Below are 15,777 nucleotides of genomic sequence, written 5' to 3' on the forward strand. Positions count from 1 at the left end.
TCCATGGCAACATTGGTCGTACCCCAGATATACACCACCTCACTTGGCTCTTAGAGGCTTTTGAAATTTATTCCATACTCTCGGAGAATTAATTCGACAATCTTTGTTTGAAATTCGTCAAGACCGTTCGCTGCCGAAAAATCGGAGAGTTTTACCCTGTCGAGAAGCAACGCTGCCTGGTTTGCCTCCTCGCTTCTCAGTTTGCTGGCAAATTCGCCAATTTTTTTCATGTGGGCAAAATCTGCGACGTCTCTCATCCCCAAATGCCCTTCTACCCCGGCAAGAGCCCAGCCGTAGATACAATCACTGACCGGTGACGCCACAACCGGGTGACAAACTCCAGGAATTGCAAATGCAGTTTTGTCCTGGCACAGATATGCTTTGTTAATCTCTTTGCCGTCAAACAGCATCTGAACTGTGAAATTCGGCATCTCCCGCCCTTTCATGCGGGAAACGTGATAATAGACTTCTTCATGTTCGGATTCTCCAGCCGCCACATCGCCAACATCGTGTACATGCAAAGGAGTGCCGCTCCAAAGCCCTGGCGGGGAATAGGTCTCTCCCACAATTAGGTTAGTCGATATGCCAGGTTCAATCATGGTAATAACATCCCTGCGCCACAGTAAGTCTCCACGACTCAAATTCGGAACCTGTCCCTGCGAAATAAAAACCGTCTTCATTTTTTGGGATGAAGGTGCTGTATAGTAGATAATCTCTCCATGCCCTGTGATCGTATAGCTACTTTCTTTAGGTACATAAAGAGCTGAGGCGTTACTCGCTCCAGGCGCCACGTTGAACGGACCGCCCTCACGTTCCAGGTGGAACTCTCCCTCCTCGGTCTTGACTACAAATGTACCTTCCATGGGAACAAACGCATATTCTTTTGCCCCTGTATTGTTCTGATAGATTTCGCCATTGAGTTTGTAGATACCAAGTCCTATTACTTGCAAAGGGGTCTGTTCATCAGCGGGATCGAAAATCACACCACTGCCTAACGGATTAACATCGACGGCTGGGTTGATCTTGTCATTTTGAATCAGGGCTCCATACTTATCGACAGTTGATTTCACGACGCACAAATCCCTCCTATTGCTTTATCTGTTATTGCTGCATGAATTTTCTTAATGAGTTCAGAACTTAAACCGAGGATTTCACTATTCTCTTCCGCAGTGTTTCTGTTTTCGACCAGTATTAATTTGCATTGCTCGTTTAAAATTGTAGTGTGCCAGACGCCTTTCGTAACGCAATACACTTTGTCTCTTTCCATCTTTGTCGCTTGTACTGTTAAATTCTCTGTTGCATCGGCAACCACCAAGACACATTCTCCTTCCAACAGGATAAAGACTTCATCGCTGAGCAAGTGTCTTTCCAGGGTTTCCAGTGTGCGTAAATCATTAGCCAGTTTATAGTTTTTTATCCCCACGAACCAGTCTCCACTCTCCACCACGCGCCGTACACCGGTTCCTTGATATTCAAAAATGTGTAAACCCTTCTGTTCCATAAATCCCTTTCTCCTCGTGCCACATCTTTTGCAACAGTGTTTATCTACTTTTAAGTCAGCATGGCTTTTGCGGTTGCGACAATGTTAGCGGATGTCAGTCCATAAGCTTCCAGCAATTGATCAGGTGTCCCGGACTGACCAAATTTATCTTCAACCCCAATCCTCTTTACTGTGGCCAAACGACACTCACTTAAGACCTCGGCAACCGCCGAGCCCAAACCACCGATAACTGAGTGTTCCTCCACGGTGATCATCTTGTCTATCTTCTGAGCCAATTCAAGGAGCAGCTGTTTGTCAATCGGCTTAATGGTATGAAAGTTGACCACCGTAGCTTCAATTCCCGAGGCCTGTAGCACCTCTGCAGCCTCCATAGCCTTAAACACCATCAAACCCGCTGCACACAAACATATGTCCTTTCCCTCTCTCAAGACATTTGCCTTGCCTATAACGAACTCGCTGTCTTCCCCGATAAAGACCGGTGCCGGTGGACGAGCTATCCTCAAATACACGGGGCCGTCGTAAGCTGCAGCTGCCCGTACGGCTTTAGCTGTTTCCACAGCATCTGCAGGCACTACCACTGTCATGTTGGGAATGCTCCGCATTAGGGAGATGTCTTCGATGGCTTGGTGACTTCCACCATCTTCGCCAACAGTAACCCCAGCGTGCGTCACGCCAATTTTGACGTTGAGCTTCGGATAACAAATTGTATTTCGCACCTGCTCAAAGGCTCGCCCGGAACCAAAAATGGCAAACGTGCTGGCAAAAGGCACGAAGCCAGCGAGGGACAGACCACTGGCTACACCCATTAGATTTTGTTCGGCAATCCCCATATTAAAAAACCGCTCGGGAAATTTTTCTCCAAACAAATTTGTTGTCGTGGCATGCGCCAAGTCAGCATCAAGCACAACAATACTGTGAGTCTCTTCACCAAGTGCCACCAGTGTTTCCCCGTAAGCAACGCGTGGAGCTTTTATTTCTTTAACATTCATGTTAAAACCCCTCCAGTTCGGATAGTGCCCTGGCAACTTCTTCGTCATTAGGTGCCTTGCCATGCCAGCCAACTTGATCTTTCATAAAGGAAACGCCCTGGCCCTTGTGAGTGTGAGCAATAATGCATTTAGGCCTGTCCTTTACAGTCGACTTAAAAGCTGCTTCTAATTGCTCGAGCGAGTGGCCATCCACTTCGAATACTTCAAAACCAAATGATTCTAACTTGTTCCTTATATTGCCAAAGGACATTACTTCCTCATTTTTTCCGTCAATTTGCAACCCATTGTAATCCAACACCAGCGTCAGCTTGCTGAGTTTGTAATGAGCCGCAGCCATCGATGCCTCCCAAAACTGGCCTTCTTGAATCTCACCGTCCCCAACCAAGGTATACACTTGATAGCCCTTGCCACTAAGCCTGCTGCCAAGAGCCAGCCCTACAGAAATGGATAACCCCTGCCCCAAAGAACCTGTCGATGCATCAATACCCGGAGTCTTTTTCATGTCCGGGTGTCCCTGTAAACGGGAGCCGAACTTGCGCAAAGTTAATAGTTCCTCCATCGGGAAAAAGCCCCTGTGGGCTAAGACAGAATAGAGCGCTGGCGCTGCGTGTCCTTTACTCAGTATGAAGCGGTCCCGCGCTTCCCCCTTTGGATTTTTTGGGTCTATATTCATAATCCTGAAATACAAAACGGACAGTATTTCCACACAGGATAAAGACCCTCCCGGATGACCTGATTTAGCGATGCCGATCATTTGGACAATGTCCCTCCTGATCGCTTGATTTAGTTTGACCAGATCTTCTTGTTCAATTGGTTCCATAATTACAGCTCCTTTTTGTTACAACACAATAATTTATTAAGGGGCTAAAAGAGGTGGCTTACCCTGTCCGACTGTCAACTTTTTACAGCGCCCGCTGTCAAACCGCTTATCAGTCTCTTTTGAATTAACATAAAGAAGATCACAATCGGGATGGCGGAAACCACACCTCCTGCGGTTAGCAGGTCCCAGCGTGTGATATAGTCACCGATAAATGTGTTTAAACCAACCGGCAGTGTACTGGCTCCGGTATTAGAGGCAAAAGTTAAGGCAAATAAAAACTCATTCCAGGAGAAAATGACGATGTAGGCTCCGGCTGCTACCAACCCGGGGACCAGTACCGGTAATAAAACGTACCAAATCACCTCAAATTCGCTACACCCGTCCACCTTGGCAGCTTCATCAACATCTTTGGGTATACCGTCAAAAAAGCCTTTCATCAACCAAGTAGTAAACGGGGTTACGAACGCCGTGTAAACAACAATCAAGCCGGACATCGTGTGGATCAGGCCTGTGCTTCGCATGATCGGGTACAGCGCCAGCACAAGCAAAATGGACGGAAAAAACTGTGAAGATATGAGCAGAGAAAGCACAACCTTTTTCCCTTTAAAAGTGTGTCTGGATAGACTAAATCCCGCCGGAGTGGCTAATAACAAGGTAAACATGGCAGTAAATGCGGCCACCAATAAGCTGTGCTCCATAAATTCCAGGAAAGGCGTCGTGCTGATTAGTTCACGATAGGCCGCAAGCGTCCCGTGTTGGGGTAAATAGTGCATAGGACGGGCAAACAACTCGGATGTCGGTTTGATCGAGGTCAAAAACATCCAAATATACGGACCTAAAGCAAATAGCAACCAACCAATTAATACTATCCACATTAACGGGCGTCCTATCCTACTCTTTTTTTTGATCATTTCTCCAATATCCCCTGCTTTGTCAGTATTTTAAGGTAAACCAAGACTACCCCTAAGAGTGCCAGTCCCTGCAAGACGGCCGTTGCCGTCGCCCCACCAAAATTTAGATCTGAGTAGGCCATATAGTAAGCATACGCCGGCACCGTAAGGGTTGCGTAACCGGGTCCGCCTTGCGTAATGACCAAGATTAGATCCATGTAACTTGCAGTCCACACGATCCTTAAGAGAGTGGTAATGAGGACGGTAGGCAAGATAATAGGAAACTTAACCTGCCAGAAGGTGTTCCAGGCTGTTGCCCCATCTAAAAACGAGGCCTCAACCAAATCCTCGGGAATGGTTTGGAGAGCGGCCAAAATCATCACGGCAAAAAACGGTACGCCCTGCCAAATGTCAATCAGCATTAAAGCGGGCAAAGCCGTATGCGGCTGTGAAAACCAAGGCTGTGATAAGAAGGACAGTCCCATCCTAGTTAGTAAGTCGTTGACAACACCATGGTTAGCGTCGAGGATCCAGATCCACATCATAGCCGCCAGGACACTGGGAGTAGCCCAGGGAATCAATACCAATCCACGTACTACACCGCGTCCCCGAAACTTCTCATTTAATAACAAGGCACCAATCATACCGAGACCAAACTGAAAAAGGACGATGCCGAAAATCCAGATGAGTGAATTGAGAACGGCAACATGGAAAACATGGTCTTCCAGTACGCTAACATAGTTGCTGAAGCCAACAAAGGTCATCTTAGGATTAAGAGGATTATCGTGAAAAAGGCTTGTGACCACAGCTCTCACTACCGGATACCCGATAATCGTGATGACAACCACGGCAGCGGGCAACAAATAGAAATACGGGTACCAGTATTTGTACAGTTTTCCTTTGCCGGATCTTCCCTTCGGGATAATTGGATTTGCAGTGTTCAAGGAATTAACCCCCAAATTGAACTTTGACGACGGGGGCGGCTGCGCGCCGTCCCCGCACATCTTAAACGTTATTTTTCCTTAAGAGTAGTGGCAATTTGATCGAGCATTTGTTTGCTGGACATCTGACCCAAGAGAGCTCGGTCAAAGGTTTGCTGCCAAACATGCCCTGCGACGTCACCCACTCCCTTGAGCGGCGGCCATACCTTAGCATAGCTCTCTTCTTGAATTGCCACTTTCCAACCCGGGTTATCTTGGAAATATGGCTCTTCTGCCACCGAGTTTAAAACAGGAAGTTGCGCATTGGTTGAGCGATCAAGAATATTCAAAGCTTCTGGGCTAGCTAACCATGATTCGAAAGTCCAGGCTGCTTGCTTAACTTTACTGGAACTAAAGATAACATTACCGGACATCGTGCCCATGGTCGCCGGATGACTCGGATCGGCCTGTGGAATCGGAATGACGCCCAACTTGTCCCCTAATTGTTTGGACAGAATTGCGTAACTTCCAATATGATGAGCCATCATCGCATACGTACCATTCTCAAAACCTGCGAGCAACTGCGCGTAAGAATCTGTTACCGCGCTCGGAGGAGCAACATGATCGTTCTTAAACAGATCAATGTACCACTGATTGACTTGCACGGCCTTATCGCTGTTAATGACTACATTGCCATTAGCATCGACCATCTGTGCTCCCCCGGCCAGCATAAACGCGTACCATTGATCCTGACCGCCTGAGCCACCACGCATAGCAAACCCATACTGTTTATTCTGAGCATTGGTAAGTACTTGAGCATCTTTTTCGAATTCAGCGAAAGTTGTCGGAGGTTGCAGATTAGCCTTCGCAAATAAATCTTTGCGGTAATATAGATAAAAATCGATATAGGCTTGTGGCATCATATAAACTGCTGAATTCTCGTTAATTTTCCCGGTGTCCCACATAGCCGGAATCATGTCCGGTTGATATTTCCAATGTCTAATATAGGAATCAAGAGGTTCGAGAAGATTATTTGCTTCGAACTGACCTACCCACCAGTCCTTAAAGCGTGCGGCATCAGGAGCGTCACCCGAAGAAACTGCGTTAATTAGAGTTTGTTGATAATTATTAAAGGGGATCATCTTGCCGACTACATGAATATTCGGATGTTCGCTGTTAAATTTATCGATTAACTCCTGAGTTGTGTTATGAGAAGGATCATCCAGCCAATACCAATAGGTAATAGTTTGCACACTGCCGCCACTACTTTTTTGACTACTATTGGCTGCCTGTTGCGCAGTTTGGCCACATCCTACAACGCTGCCAAGAAGGACTGCCGTCACCGCGAGCATCACCATGATTCTTGTTACTCTTGACTTACGCCGAAAGCTATTAACTAGTCGCTGAATCATGCTCTTACCTCCTAAGTCTAGTCATCATTAACCATGTGTTACAGCAATCTAAACGTTCCTGGTTTAGTGATTCTAGTTTTTACCCCCAATTCCAAATATTCTGAGCACCTGGTACAAAATCTTTTGAATACGTCCCCCCTCTCAGACTTTTCACGCAAAATAGTATCCGACCGATACCCTCTTAGCCAGGATTACAAGGATACAGGTTTGGATAACCCCCAAGCCTCTGGATTCTCTAACGCACCCATCTTCTATTTTTTCTTCTTAGATTTTATATCTTCCAAAGCTTCGTGAAGGTGTGTTAACATCTCCGTTTTAGCCTGATCGGGATCTCGGGATTCTATGGCCTGATAAATATGTTGATGAGCTACGATCGCTTTGCAGGAACTTTCAGGAATATTGACAGTTTCCTCGTAGCCATGAGCAATTGATTCGTTGATTATTGGGACAATGCGCTGAATAATCGGATTCCTCGAAGCTAAGGCAATTGAAACGTGAAAAAGTAAGTCCTCGTTGCTGTAGGCTTTCTTTTTCTTAAGATCATCACTCATTCGCTCAATAGACTCTTTGATTTTGATCAAGTCTTGCTTGGTAGCCCTTTCTGCCGCTAAAGCAACCACTCCAGGTTCGATAAGCATTCTCGTTTCAAACAGAAATTCAAGAAGATTATCATGATCCATGAAATTCACCCCGAGCGGATCTTTTACTAGCCCTGGTTGATTGGTCACAAAAGTTCCTTTTCCTCTTGATACTTCAACAATATTGTTGGAAACGAGTATTTTAATTGCCTCCCGGATAGTTGTTCTACTCACTCCCATCTGAGCCGACAATTCCATCTCGTTTGGTAACTTTTCGTTTGGCTTCAGCTCGCGTTTAATAATAAGTTCCCTGATATTACCTGCCACTTCATTTGAGAGAAGATTTCGATCAGTCTTCGATTGCAAAACCCTATACCCCCTACGCCCCAAGCATACATCTTACATCGGACGTCCGACGTCTTATCTTATTTGACATGATAATACAATACTTAGCCAATTGCAATAGTTAATTTTATTTCAAGAACAGTAACTATTCAGAGGTAGGCTGATGAAGTCAACTACAAACAGTGAGCAGGACGAGGACACGTCAAAGTCTCGCGTCTATTCTAGCACTTTCCGGCGCTCTTGGGCCGGCGGACGGCTCTGCAGTGCACGCTCACCTTGCACCAGGCCGGAGCTGCGTACTCGAAGGCTCCGCCAACGCGCCTAACCTCAGGGTATTAAGCAGTGGAATCCAAATTGCTGTTGCCCTGTCGGGCGCATTTGGCGTCAGTCTGCACCGCCTTCGGCGTTAGTCCGCATGTGGACTAACGGGACTGACGTCTGAGGGACGTTTTAACGCTGCACCTTCTGCGTGCGCGGACGGGTCCTTTGCCTGAAAGGTTCGCTAAGCACTTGCAGCGCTCGCCCGTTTGCATCTTCTGCGGTTTCACGCTTAACGTGCATTCAGGAGTCAGGAAGTTCTAATTGGGTTCTATTACGCGCTCGTTGAGCAGAAATCTATGACAACCTACTACGCCTGAAGGCGTGGTTCCGCAAGCCTATAGTGCTGGCAACCCCTAAAGGGGTTTTTACGGTTGCTATTTTACGTTGTCTTCGATTCGATCCGCTTCAACCTGATTCTTGATGTACTTCTTGATCTCTTCCTCGTTCTTGCCCACTGTATTCACATAGTACCCTTTCGCCTAAAAATGTCGATTGCCTTTTTGCTTACACTCCGGGTGCCGATCAAATATCATCAGTGCGCTTTTTTCCTTTAAGTACCCCAAAAACTCTGAGACACTGAGCTTAGGCGGGATTTTTACACACAGATGCACATGATCAACACTTACACTTCCTTCTACAATCGCCACATCTTTGTACTCGCATAGTTTTTTGATGATCTCTCGGACATCGGTCCTCAGTTCCCCGTACATCGTTTTTCGTCGGTATTTTGGAATGAATACTATGTGGTACGTGCAATCCCACTGGAGTGGTATCATTTTAGTTGAGTCAGGAAACTCGTAAAACTGGAAAGAATATAAAAAGGAAAGAAGGAATTCTAGATGCGAGTGTATAACAAAGAATTTAAAGAAGAGGCTGTCAAATTGGCCCATGAAGTAGGCCCCAAGGCCGCCTCAGAGAGTTAGGGATACCCCAGACCACACTGTACACTTGGAGAAGTAAAATCAATCAGCATGGAACTATCGCTTTTGTGGGAAGCGGACACAAGCGGCTAGACCCTAAAACCGCTGAAATACGGGCGATGGAGAAGAAGATCAAAGATCTTGAGGTCGCCAATGACATTTTCAAAAGGGCCTTAGGTTTTTTCGCCGAGAGCCAAAAGAAGTAGCTGCGCGAAACCTGTTTCAATTTATCGGGAGACTGAAAACCAAAGACAACCTAGGTTATAGTATAAAAAACCTGTGTAAGGCTTTACAGGTGAGTGCAGCTGGGTATTACAAATGGTTGAACAGAGCATCCCGACCCTACAAATATGATGAGCTTTTGGCTAAAATCCGTCAGATTCGTGCAGACAACCCGGACTATGGCGCCTATCGAATCTACTTGCATTTGCAGATCTTTCAGGGCTACACCGGAAGCTATTACCTTATTCCAAGCTTTGCAAAGTGCATCATCGTAAGGGACTAAGGGGCCCCCCTTGGGGTACGCCTTCCGGACTTTCTTCAAATAGTCCGTCCACCATAATCCCTGCTCTGAGGAATTTATGGATTAGGGATATGACTCGTCCATCTTTGATGGTGTCTGAGAGGATTTGGATGAGTTTGCTTTGGTTGACCGTGTCAAAGTATTTCTCCAAGTCCATGTCCACGACGTAGACAAAGCCTTCTGTGATATGCCTTTGACCTGCTCTTAGCGCGTCGTGAGCGCTTCGTTGAGGTCGGAACCCATAGCTGTTGTCTGAGAATTGCCTTTCGAAGATTGGCGAAAGGACCTGGGTTATGGCCTGTTGGATCAGTCTGTCCACGACGGTAGGGATTCCCAGCTTTCTCATTTTCCCGTTCTCTTTGGGTATTTCTACCCTCCGTACGGGTTTCGGACGGTATTTCCCGTCCCAGAGGGCTTGCAAAAGTTCATCCTTGTGTCCTTTCAGGTAGGGTAGAAGTTCGTCCACCTGCATACCGTCGATTCCACCCGCGCCTTTGTTCCCCTTCACTCTGTAGTAGGCTCGATTAAGGTTCTCGGCGCTGAGAATTTCCTCTAGCAGTTTCTCTGTCTGCTCGTCTGTGTTGGTGTTGTCGGTTTTGGTCATCCTGGGTGGCACGCACACTTCTGCATACTCTCTCTGTTCCGCAGATGACCTTTGCAGATAGTCTTTAAAGCAAAGTTGTCTGTGTTTTAAATTACCACCTTCGGTAACTTTCATTGACCCACACCTCCTTTGGTTCCGCCCTTCCGTCGGTGTCCGGGACACCTCTGTACTATGGCTTCTGCTGACTCCTCACGACAAATCTTGTTTCAACCGGGCTTCTTACTCCGTTTCCACCCGTCCGTGAGGCCTCCCACGGTAAGACGATTCACTTTCATTCCATGTCCCCGCAACATTTACGCTGACGTGTCCGTGTAGCTTTTGGGCTTCAACTTGTATGGCAGTCTTACCCCACATTTCGCGCCTAATATTGTTCGTGTTCCTCGGGCGGAACTTTGCCGCCGGCTTCCTTCAGATTCCATCTCGCAATGGACACCCTTGCCTTGAGCTAATGGTTGGTCGCTACATACCCCCATAACGGACTTTCACCGTCAAGTTAATCGTCATGCGTGGCGCACCATGAATTTGGCAGTTACGCCGAAGCGTATGAGGTTATCGTTAACTATCTTGACTTCTATAACAAACGCCGTTATCACGATAGCCTTTACGACCTGTCGCCTGAAGAATTCCAAGAGAAGCTCAGCAAAGGAGAAATCAAACGCTTTGTGGTGAAAGTTTAAGGGTGCCAATGTTGCAGCAGAGGGCAGCTTCCATCTGCGGATAAACCCTTGACAGCCGCTTGATTGCCCACAACGGCTGGAGGCCTTCAATGTCAAGGGCGGGCGTAAGCCCGGCAAAGCGGACCCTTTACATTGAGAGGCCGGAAGTTGTAAACTCGGCCAAGCGGTGTCAAGTGAGCTTATGCTAAGCTTTCTTGGACAAAATCATAAAACTATGAAATCACGAGAATAAGGGAGTAGGGCTCTAAAACTAGGGTGTTGCCCCGATGACAAGTGATACAAAAAAGTACCCTGCACAAATCCACAGGCGTTTCTCGCTTCTATTCTAGCGTGATCCTGGTAATAAGTTTTCCCCATCTCCAAGGACTGTTTGATTTTCTAAGCCTGAACGGAAAGTATAAGTGAGATAAGGCAACTTAGGCTTCTGCCCCCACGGGATAAGGGCGACTTGCCCTTTCGGAGCAAGGCAGTCTTCTTTAGCACCAAGCCAAGTACCTCTAAACAAGATTGTGCTCTTTCAGTTTCCGGTACATGGTTGCCCGGCTGACACCGAGTACTTTAGCTACCTTTTCTTTGTCCTGCGACGATGTCCCGAAATATTCCAGGGCTTCCGCCAATACTTGATGCTCTACTTCCTTCATTTTCTGACGCAAACGCACTCCCACAGAAATACTGTTGTCAGTCTGATATTGGGACTGCCTGATTCTGGGTGGCAGACTGGCCGTTGAGACAATCTCTTCTGTTTCCATGTTACATGCGTATTCGACTGAGTTCTGCAATTCCCTGATGTTGCCCGGCCAAGGATAACCGTTCAACAGCTCCAAAGCTTCAGGGGAGAAGCCCCTAAACCGCTTGCCCAACAAGCGGTTGAATCGGACCAAGAAATGCTCCAGCAGAACCGGGATATCCTCTTTACGTTCGCGCAAAGACGGCAACCGGAGCGGAATAACTTGTAATCGGTAGTATAAATCCTCCCGAAATTCGCCATCTGCCACAACCTTACTAAGATCTTTGTTAGTTGCTGCAATAATTCGTACATCCAAGTCAATACTGCGCACTCCTCCGACTCTCTCCAGACGTCTTTCCTGAAGGACTTTTCGTTCCTGACTCGAATTACCCGATCAATCCAGCACTGTTTTGGCGCTCGCCTCGCTTTCTTAATGAGAACTATATGATCATACATTATTGCAAGAGTTGTTCCAAGTCAAATCGGAACGTTTCGGGAACATTGTAATATCCCATGGTTCCCAATTTTCCGACATCCCGACTAGAGGAAGTTCTTTTTGCCAGAGTTTTATTACAAACTGTTTTTCTCACTATTGAGACGGACAAGGATGACATCCCCAGTCTAATTACCCGTATTCATCACACTTGGTTTCAATCAATACCTAATCTCAATCAATACCTAATCTCATTGATGCGATGTTTTCTCATTTTTGATATAGCCCAGGACGCTCAGCAGAGTGGCAACATCTTTTGCCTTTTCCAGGCCCAACACGCCTGCTACAATAGCTTCTACACTTTCCCTGTCCAAGACATAACCTGCCAGCCAACGGAATTTATTTTCCAGACCCGCATTTCCCAAAGGATGGTCCGGATCGCCCAATGCCGCCACTGGCCCAGAATTATACACTTGGCCATTGGAGAGCTTGATTTCCAGCTCACACATGCACTGGGCCGGAAATTCTTTTTCAAAGCGCTCATCAAAAGCTACCTCAACCAAGCTGACAATCCGATTGATTTCCGGATTGGCCAGGTTTTCTTCCAATACTTGACCAGGACCTACCTCTCCGGCCACCAAAGCTGCGGACACAGGATAGGTGATACTATATTGAGCCTCTTCGGTAGTCTCCGGCAAGTTGCGAGCTAAACGGGTTGCGGACTTAAAGGTGGATATCTTAACGCACCTAACTTCTTGAGCCACAAAACCATACTGACTGCGCAACTGCAAAGCCGCCCACACAGCTGGTTGTGCCCATCGGCAACAAGAATAGGGTTTAAAGTAGAGACCCATTATCTTGAATTCGTTGCCTAAACTGCCAACCAACTCGCGAAACGGCTCCATGCCAAAGATACTGCCAATACCCGTAAATCCTTGTTCTGCCAAGAGAGCCGAAACGACCCCGACCATGCTCCCCCACCCGATTCCATCCTTGGTCATGGCGGGAACATCTATGCAACGCATCATCTCCGAAATGGGGGCATGATATTCGGCTGTTCCCAAGGCTTGAATTGTTTGCTCCGCCGTCAATCCCATAGCCCGGGCAGCCCCAGCAGCCGCGCCCAGTGAGCCCCATGATCCTGATCCGTGGTATTCCGCATGATAAGCATGCCACGCTATTCCCCCGCGAATCGCCATCTCATACCCAATCAACAAAGCCGTGAGAAACTCCTTGCCGCTAATATGACGTTGCTCCGCAGTTGCTAAAATCGCCGGCAAAACCGTTGCACCGGGGTGTCCTTTAATTAAACGATAGCCGTCGTCGATATCGAGAGCATTGGCCATAAACGAATTAGCCAGGGTCGCTCCGGGAACACTTGCCTTTTTACCCCGTAAAATAATACTTGCTCCGTCACCCGGCCAAAATGATTCAACATGGTCCGCAATGATTTGGCCGACCTTAGTACTGCTCCCGGCGATGATCGCACCCAGAACATCCAAAGCACAATGTTTCACCTGTTCCTGCACCGTTGGCGGCACATCTTCCCACTGGAGTTTGCGAATAAAGCGTATGACTTGTTCTTCGCCTGTTGCCATAGAGATTTCCCCCTCATAATAATCGATTCCTTTACTTTTGAACATTTGCTTTGGTTCATTAGGGCCAAATCATCCGGGCAAAAGCAAAGGATAATATGTTTGATCCGCACGCCGACAGGCCATAAAATTGTCTTGGTTGTACCAATGTTCGGGGCGTGTCTGTACTTTCGTCACCAAGACACCTTCCTCGCCAGAGGTCAACAACATATGCTGATCTAGACCATAAATAGGGTCAATACCGTAGATGCCGCTCAGCCCCTGGTAACCTGGTGATCCTCCGACATAGTTGGCCACTGCCAGATAGAAGCAATTGTCCCGTGCGCGGCTATCCCAGTAAATCATGCCTCTCCCGGAATAAGGATGAACTTCCGGACTAACCCCTATCAGGCTAGGTTGCTCGCCTGCCCAAGCCGATGGCATCACCACCAAATCAGCCCGTTTGACGGCCAAAATAGTGGCAACCTCCGGAAACTCAGAATCGCAACCAATGGCCAATCCCACCTTGCCCAAACCGTCCACTTCCACCACCTGGAAGTCTTGACCCGCTGTGGCCCAGGCAGAATCCGCCAGGCTCAGATGTGTTTTCCGGTATTTCGCCAGCACCTTTCCATCCCGGCCCAAAAATACCGCTGTATTATAAAAGCGGTCGTCTTGCACCTCAACCAAGCCAAACACAACGTTAGCCTGATAAGACTCAGCCAACTCTGAGGCAAAAACCATATTTTTTCCCCACGACGCTTCATCCTCAACCGGTTCAGCCAAATGGTCGGCCAGTTCCCTATCTACAAGCGCCGGCGGCCCACAGAAACTCAATTCGGGCAAGACAATCAGGTCAAGCTTTCGCTTGACGCTTTGGACCTGTTGCTCAGCCTGTGCCATGAGTCTGGTCACGGTCTCCATGCTGACCTGGGGACTGTCTAAAACCGGCTCATACTGGCAAACCGCCGCGACCAGGTCGTGAGAAATGTCATTTTTCCGCTGGTTCCACGGTGCAATGTGCAGAGCCAAGTCACGGTACAATTCCGGGCGGCGCCTATCCAACAATTGCCGGCGCCGGTGGCGAAACGCTCCCGGATCAATCAGTGCCCGAACAATTTCCTCTCCTTTGGTGCTCCCCTCGGTCAGCAACCGCCCGCTGGGATCCCATATAGCACTGGCACCTTTCATGGCGTGCTCAAACTCCTGATCGGAGCGGTTAGCACTTACTACATACAAGCCGTTTTCCGCGGCACGGGTTTGCAAATTGGCCAACGCCCCGCCCGAAGAATTCGTTAAGAAGGCCACGATGTCCGCATCTTGGAGGGCTGCCAGGCGAAAAGTTTCAAAGAAATAAGCATCCATACAAATTATCATTGCCAAGCGACCAATCTTGGTAGCAAACATCGGGATACCCAAGTTCCCCCAAACCGCCCAATGCATTTCATTTTCCCACAGGTGGGTTTTACGGTACTTTCCGATGTAGCCTTGAGGTCCCACCAAGACGGCCGAGTTGTAATAGAGGCCGGTGTTCCGGTCCACTTCAGGTAACCCAAGCACCAGATAACAACCATACTGCCGGGCTAACCGTCCAAATAGGTCTGTCAGTGCTCCCGGCACAACAACGGTATATTGGCTAACTTCTGCCCGATCCTGAAAGTGATACCCCGTCAAGGCCATCTCCGGCGTTACGATCAGCTTGGCCCCAGCCTGAGCAGCCTGTTCGGCCATAGCGTAGAGTCGCTCTACATTTTTATCAAATTCATGCCAGATTGGATTAAACTGCAAAGCTGCTGCCAAAAATGCTTGGTTCATGATCTACACCTCCGCAAACAATTCAGTCGCTCATTTTCTTTGCAATTCTTGTACCACTTCCTACAGTCCTGTCCAAATTCTAGCGAAGCTTCGCCTCAAACCGACGAGACCAGTAGATAGGTTGTGGACAGTACCAGCCTAGGGAAAAGCCCTATGGGGTTGTCTAAAAAAGAACTATTTGTCCCAAAGGCAATATGAACCGTCCCATACATCTTGTGTGCTTTCCAATGTTACGGATAAGATTCTCCCTGAAGTAAACGAGTGGCAGAAGCGGCTGCTGGAGTCGGTTTACCCGGTCATCTACTTTAACGGGATCGTCTTCAAAAGCCGCATGAACAGCCAGATCATCAACAAATGCGTCTATTCGGTGCTGGGCATTGACATGAACGGCCGAAGGGCATCCTTGGCATGTGGATTAGCGAAAACGAAAGCGCAAGCTTTTACGCTCCTCTCTGCTCCGACCTGACAAAACGCCGCGTACAGGACATCTTTATCGCCTATCGCCTGCCATGACAACCTGAAAGGGCTTGCAGAAGCATAAATGCGGTTTTTCCGAAGACGAAGCAGCAACTTTGCATCGTCCATCAGATAATCCATAATTCCACAAAATTCGTGCAATGCAAAGGCAGAAAGCAAATCTGCGCTGACCTGAAGAAAACTTAGGGTGCGGTAAATTTAGACGATGCGGAGTATGCAAAGGAAGAATTCAGGGAAAAATGGGACAGGAA

General features: G+C 47.8%; 13 protein-coding genes and 3 pseudogenes. 2 read left to right on the forward strand and 14 right to left on the reverse strand.

Going from position 1 to position 15,777, the window contains the following annotated elements:
* Nucleotides 1–50: 50 nt before the first annotated feature.
* The 10 genes and pseudogenes from MNU25_RS18950 to MNU25_RS18995 form a co-directional block, all read right to left on the reverse strand.
* On the reverse strand, nucleotides 51–1,070 hold the full coding sequence (locus MNU25_RS18950; RefSeq protein ID WP_240986497.1) for a 5-deoxy-glucuronate isomerase: 1,020 nt from the start codon (nucleotides 1,068–1,070) through the stop codon (nucleotides 51–53).
* Entirely contained in the window at nucleotides 1,067–1,501 is a 435-nt protein-coding gene (locus MNU25_RS18955; protein WP_240986498.1) for a cupin domain-containing protein, read from the reverse strand. The genes MNU25_RS18950 and MNU25_RS18955 overlap by 4 nt, the downstream gene beginning before the upstream one ends.
* A gap of 50 nt (nucleotides 1,502–1,551) precedes the next feature.
* Nucleotides 1,552–2,490 (reverse strand): transketolase family protein, encoded by a 939-nt coding sequence (locus tag MNU25_RS18960; protein ID WP_240986499.1) that lies wholly within the window; start codon nucleotides 2,488–2,490, stop codon nucleotides 1,552–1,554.
* Nucleotide 2,491: 1 nt separating this feature from the next.
* Nucleotides 2,492–3,310 carry a transketolase gene (locus tag MNU25_RS18965; RefSeq protein WP_240986500.1) on the reverse strand — a complete coding sequence of 273 codons (819 nt, stop codon included), beginning with the start codon at nucleotides 3,308–3,310 and terminating at the stop codon, nucleotides 2,492–2,494.
* Nucleotides 3,311–3,384: 74 nt separating this feature from the next.
* Nucleotides 3,385–4,221: a carbohydrate ABC transporter permease gene (locus MNU25_RS18970; protein WP_240986501.1), complete on the reverse strand. Its 837-nt coding sequence runs from the start codon at nucleotides 4,219–4,221 to the stop codon at nucleotides 3,385–3,387.
* Nucleotides 4,218–5,144, reverse strand: coding sequence for a carbohydrate ABC transporter permease (locus tag MNU25_RS18975; protein ID WP_240986502.1), 927 nt, complete (start codon nucleotides 5,142–5,144; stop codon nucleotides 4,218–4,220). Before MNU25_RS18975 ends, MNU25_RS18970 begins: the two co-directional genes overlap by 4 nt.
* 68 nt (nucleotides 5,145–5,212) lie before the next feature.
* On the reverse strand, nucleotides 5,213–6,532 hold the full coding sequence (locus MNU25_RS18980; protein ID WP_240986503.1) for an ABC transporter substrate-binding protein: 1,320 nt from the start codon (nucleotides 6,530–6,532) through the stop codon (nucleotides 5,213–5,215).
* 251 nt (nucleotides 6,533–6,783) lie between these two features.
* Nucleotides 6,784–7,476, reverse strand: a complete 693-nt coding sequence (locus tag MNU25_RS18985; RefSeq protein WP_240986504.1) for a FadR/GntR family transcriptional regulator — start codon at nucleotides 7,474–7,476, stop codon at nucleotides 6,784–6,786.
* A gap of 607 nt (nucleotides 7,477–8,083) precedes the next feature.
* Nucleotides 8,084–8,552: pseudogene (tnpA, locus tag MNU25_RS18990) on the reverse strand (IS200/IS605 family transposase).
* 638 nt (nucleotides 8,553–9,190) lie between these two features.
* Nucleotides 9,191–9,937: pseudogene (locus MNU25_RS18995) on the reverse strand (reverse transcriptase domain-containing protein); the annotation flags it as partial.
* 392 nt (nucleotides 9,938–10,329) lie between these two features.
* On the opposite strand from MNU25_RS18995, the gene MNU25_RS19000 reads away from it, so the two are divergent.
* Nucleotides 10,330–10,500 (forward strand): IS3 family transposase, encoded by a 171-nt coding sequence (locus tag MNU25_RS19000; RefSeq protein ID WP_240986505.1) that lies wholly within the window; start codon nucleotides 10,330–10,332, stop codon nucleotides 10,498–10,500.
* A gap of 497 nt (nucleotides 10,501–10,997) precedes the next feature.
* Here MNU25_RS19000 and MNU25_RS20800 read toward each other — a convergent pair whose 3' ends face one another.
* The 4 genes and pseudogenes from MNU25_RS20800 to MNU25_RS19015 all read right to left on the reverse strand — a co-directional run bounded on the left by MNU25_RS20800 (nucleotide 10,998) and on the right by MNU25_RS19015 (nucleotide 15,049).
* Nucleotides 10,998–11,141, reverse strand: coding sequence for a helix-turn-helix domain-containing protein (locus tag MNU25_RS20800; protein ID WP_261486689.1), 144 nt, complete (start codon nucleotides 11,139–11,141; stop codon nucleotides 10,998–11,000).
* Nucleotides 11,142–11,186: 45 nt separating this feature from the next.
* Nucleotides 11,187–11,585, reverse strand: a pseudogene (locus MNU25_RS20805) (AAA-type ATPase lid domain-containing protein); the annotation flags it as partial.
* A 326-nt stretch (nucleotides 11,586–11,911) separates the two neighbouring features.
* Nucleotides 11,912–13,258 (reverse strand): MmgE/PrpD family protein, encoded by a 1,347-nt coding sequence (locus MNU25_RS19010; protein WP_240986507.1) that lies wholly within the window; start codon nucleotides 13,256–13,258, stop codon nucleotides 11,912–11,914.
* A gap of 69 nt (nucleotides 13,259–13,327) precedes the next feature.
* Nucleotides 13,328–15,049 (reverse strand): nitrilase-related carbon-nitrogen hydrolase, encoded by a 1,722-nt coding sequence (locus tag MNU25_RS19015; RefSeq protein ID WP_240986508.1) that lies wholly within the window; start codon nucleotides 15,047–15,049, stop codon nucleotides 13,328–13,330.
* 178 nt (nucleotides 15,050–15,227) lie between these two features.
* On the opposite strand from MNU25_RS19015, the gene MNU25_RS19020 reads away from it, so the two are divergent.
* Nucleotides 15,228–15,515 (forward strand): transposase, encoded by a 288-nt coding sequence (locus MNU25_RS19020; protein ID WP_240986509.1) that lies wholly within the window; start codon nucleotides 15,228–15,230, stop codon nucleotides 15,513–15,515.
* Nucleotides 15,516–15,777 lie beyond the last annotated feature (262 nt).

The organism is Acididesulfobacillus acetoxydans, from assembly GCF_902729405.1.
GTDB classification, from domain to species: domain Bacteria; phylum Bacillota; class Desulfitobacteriia; order Desulfitobacteriales; family Desulfitobacteriaceae; genus Acididesulfobacillus; species Acididesulfobacillus acetoxydans.

Bases quoted from the DNA above. Each gene is read 5' to 3' on its own strand.
- MNU25_RS18955 (WP_240986498.1), bottom strand. From the start codon at position 1,501: ATGGAACAGAAGGGTTTACACATTTTTGAATATCAAGGAACCGGTGTA.
- MNU25_RS18960 (WP_240986499.1), bottom strand. From the start codon at position 2,490: ATGAATGTTAAAGAAATAAAAGCTCCACGCGTTGCTTACGGGGAAACA.
- MNU25_RS18965 (WP_240986500.1), bottom strand. From the start codon at position 3,310: ATGGAACCAATTGAACAAGAAGATCTGGTCAAACTAAATCAAGCGATC.
- MNU25_RS18970 (WP_240986501.1), bottom strand. From the start codon at position 4,221: ATGATCAAAAAAAAGAGTAGGATAGGACGCCCGTTAATGTGGATAGTA.
- MNU25_RS18980 (WP_240986503.1), bottom strand. From the start codon at position 6,532: ATGATTCAGCGACTAGTTAATAGCTTTCGGCGTAAGTCAAGAGTAACA.
- MNU25_RS20800 (WP_261486689.1), bottom strand. From the start codon at position 11,141: ATGAAGGAAGTAGAGCATCAAGTATTGGCGGAAGCCCTGGAATATTTC.
- MNU25_RS19010 (WP_240986507.1), bottom strand. From the start codon at position 13,258: ATGGCAACAGGCGAAGAACAAGTCATACGCTTTATTCGCAAACTCCAG.
- MNU25_RS19015 (WP_240986508.1), bottom strand. From the start codon at position 15,049: ATGAACCAAGCATTTTTGGCAGCAGCTTTGCAGTTTAATCCAATCTGG.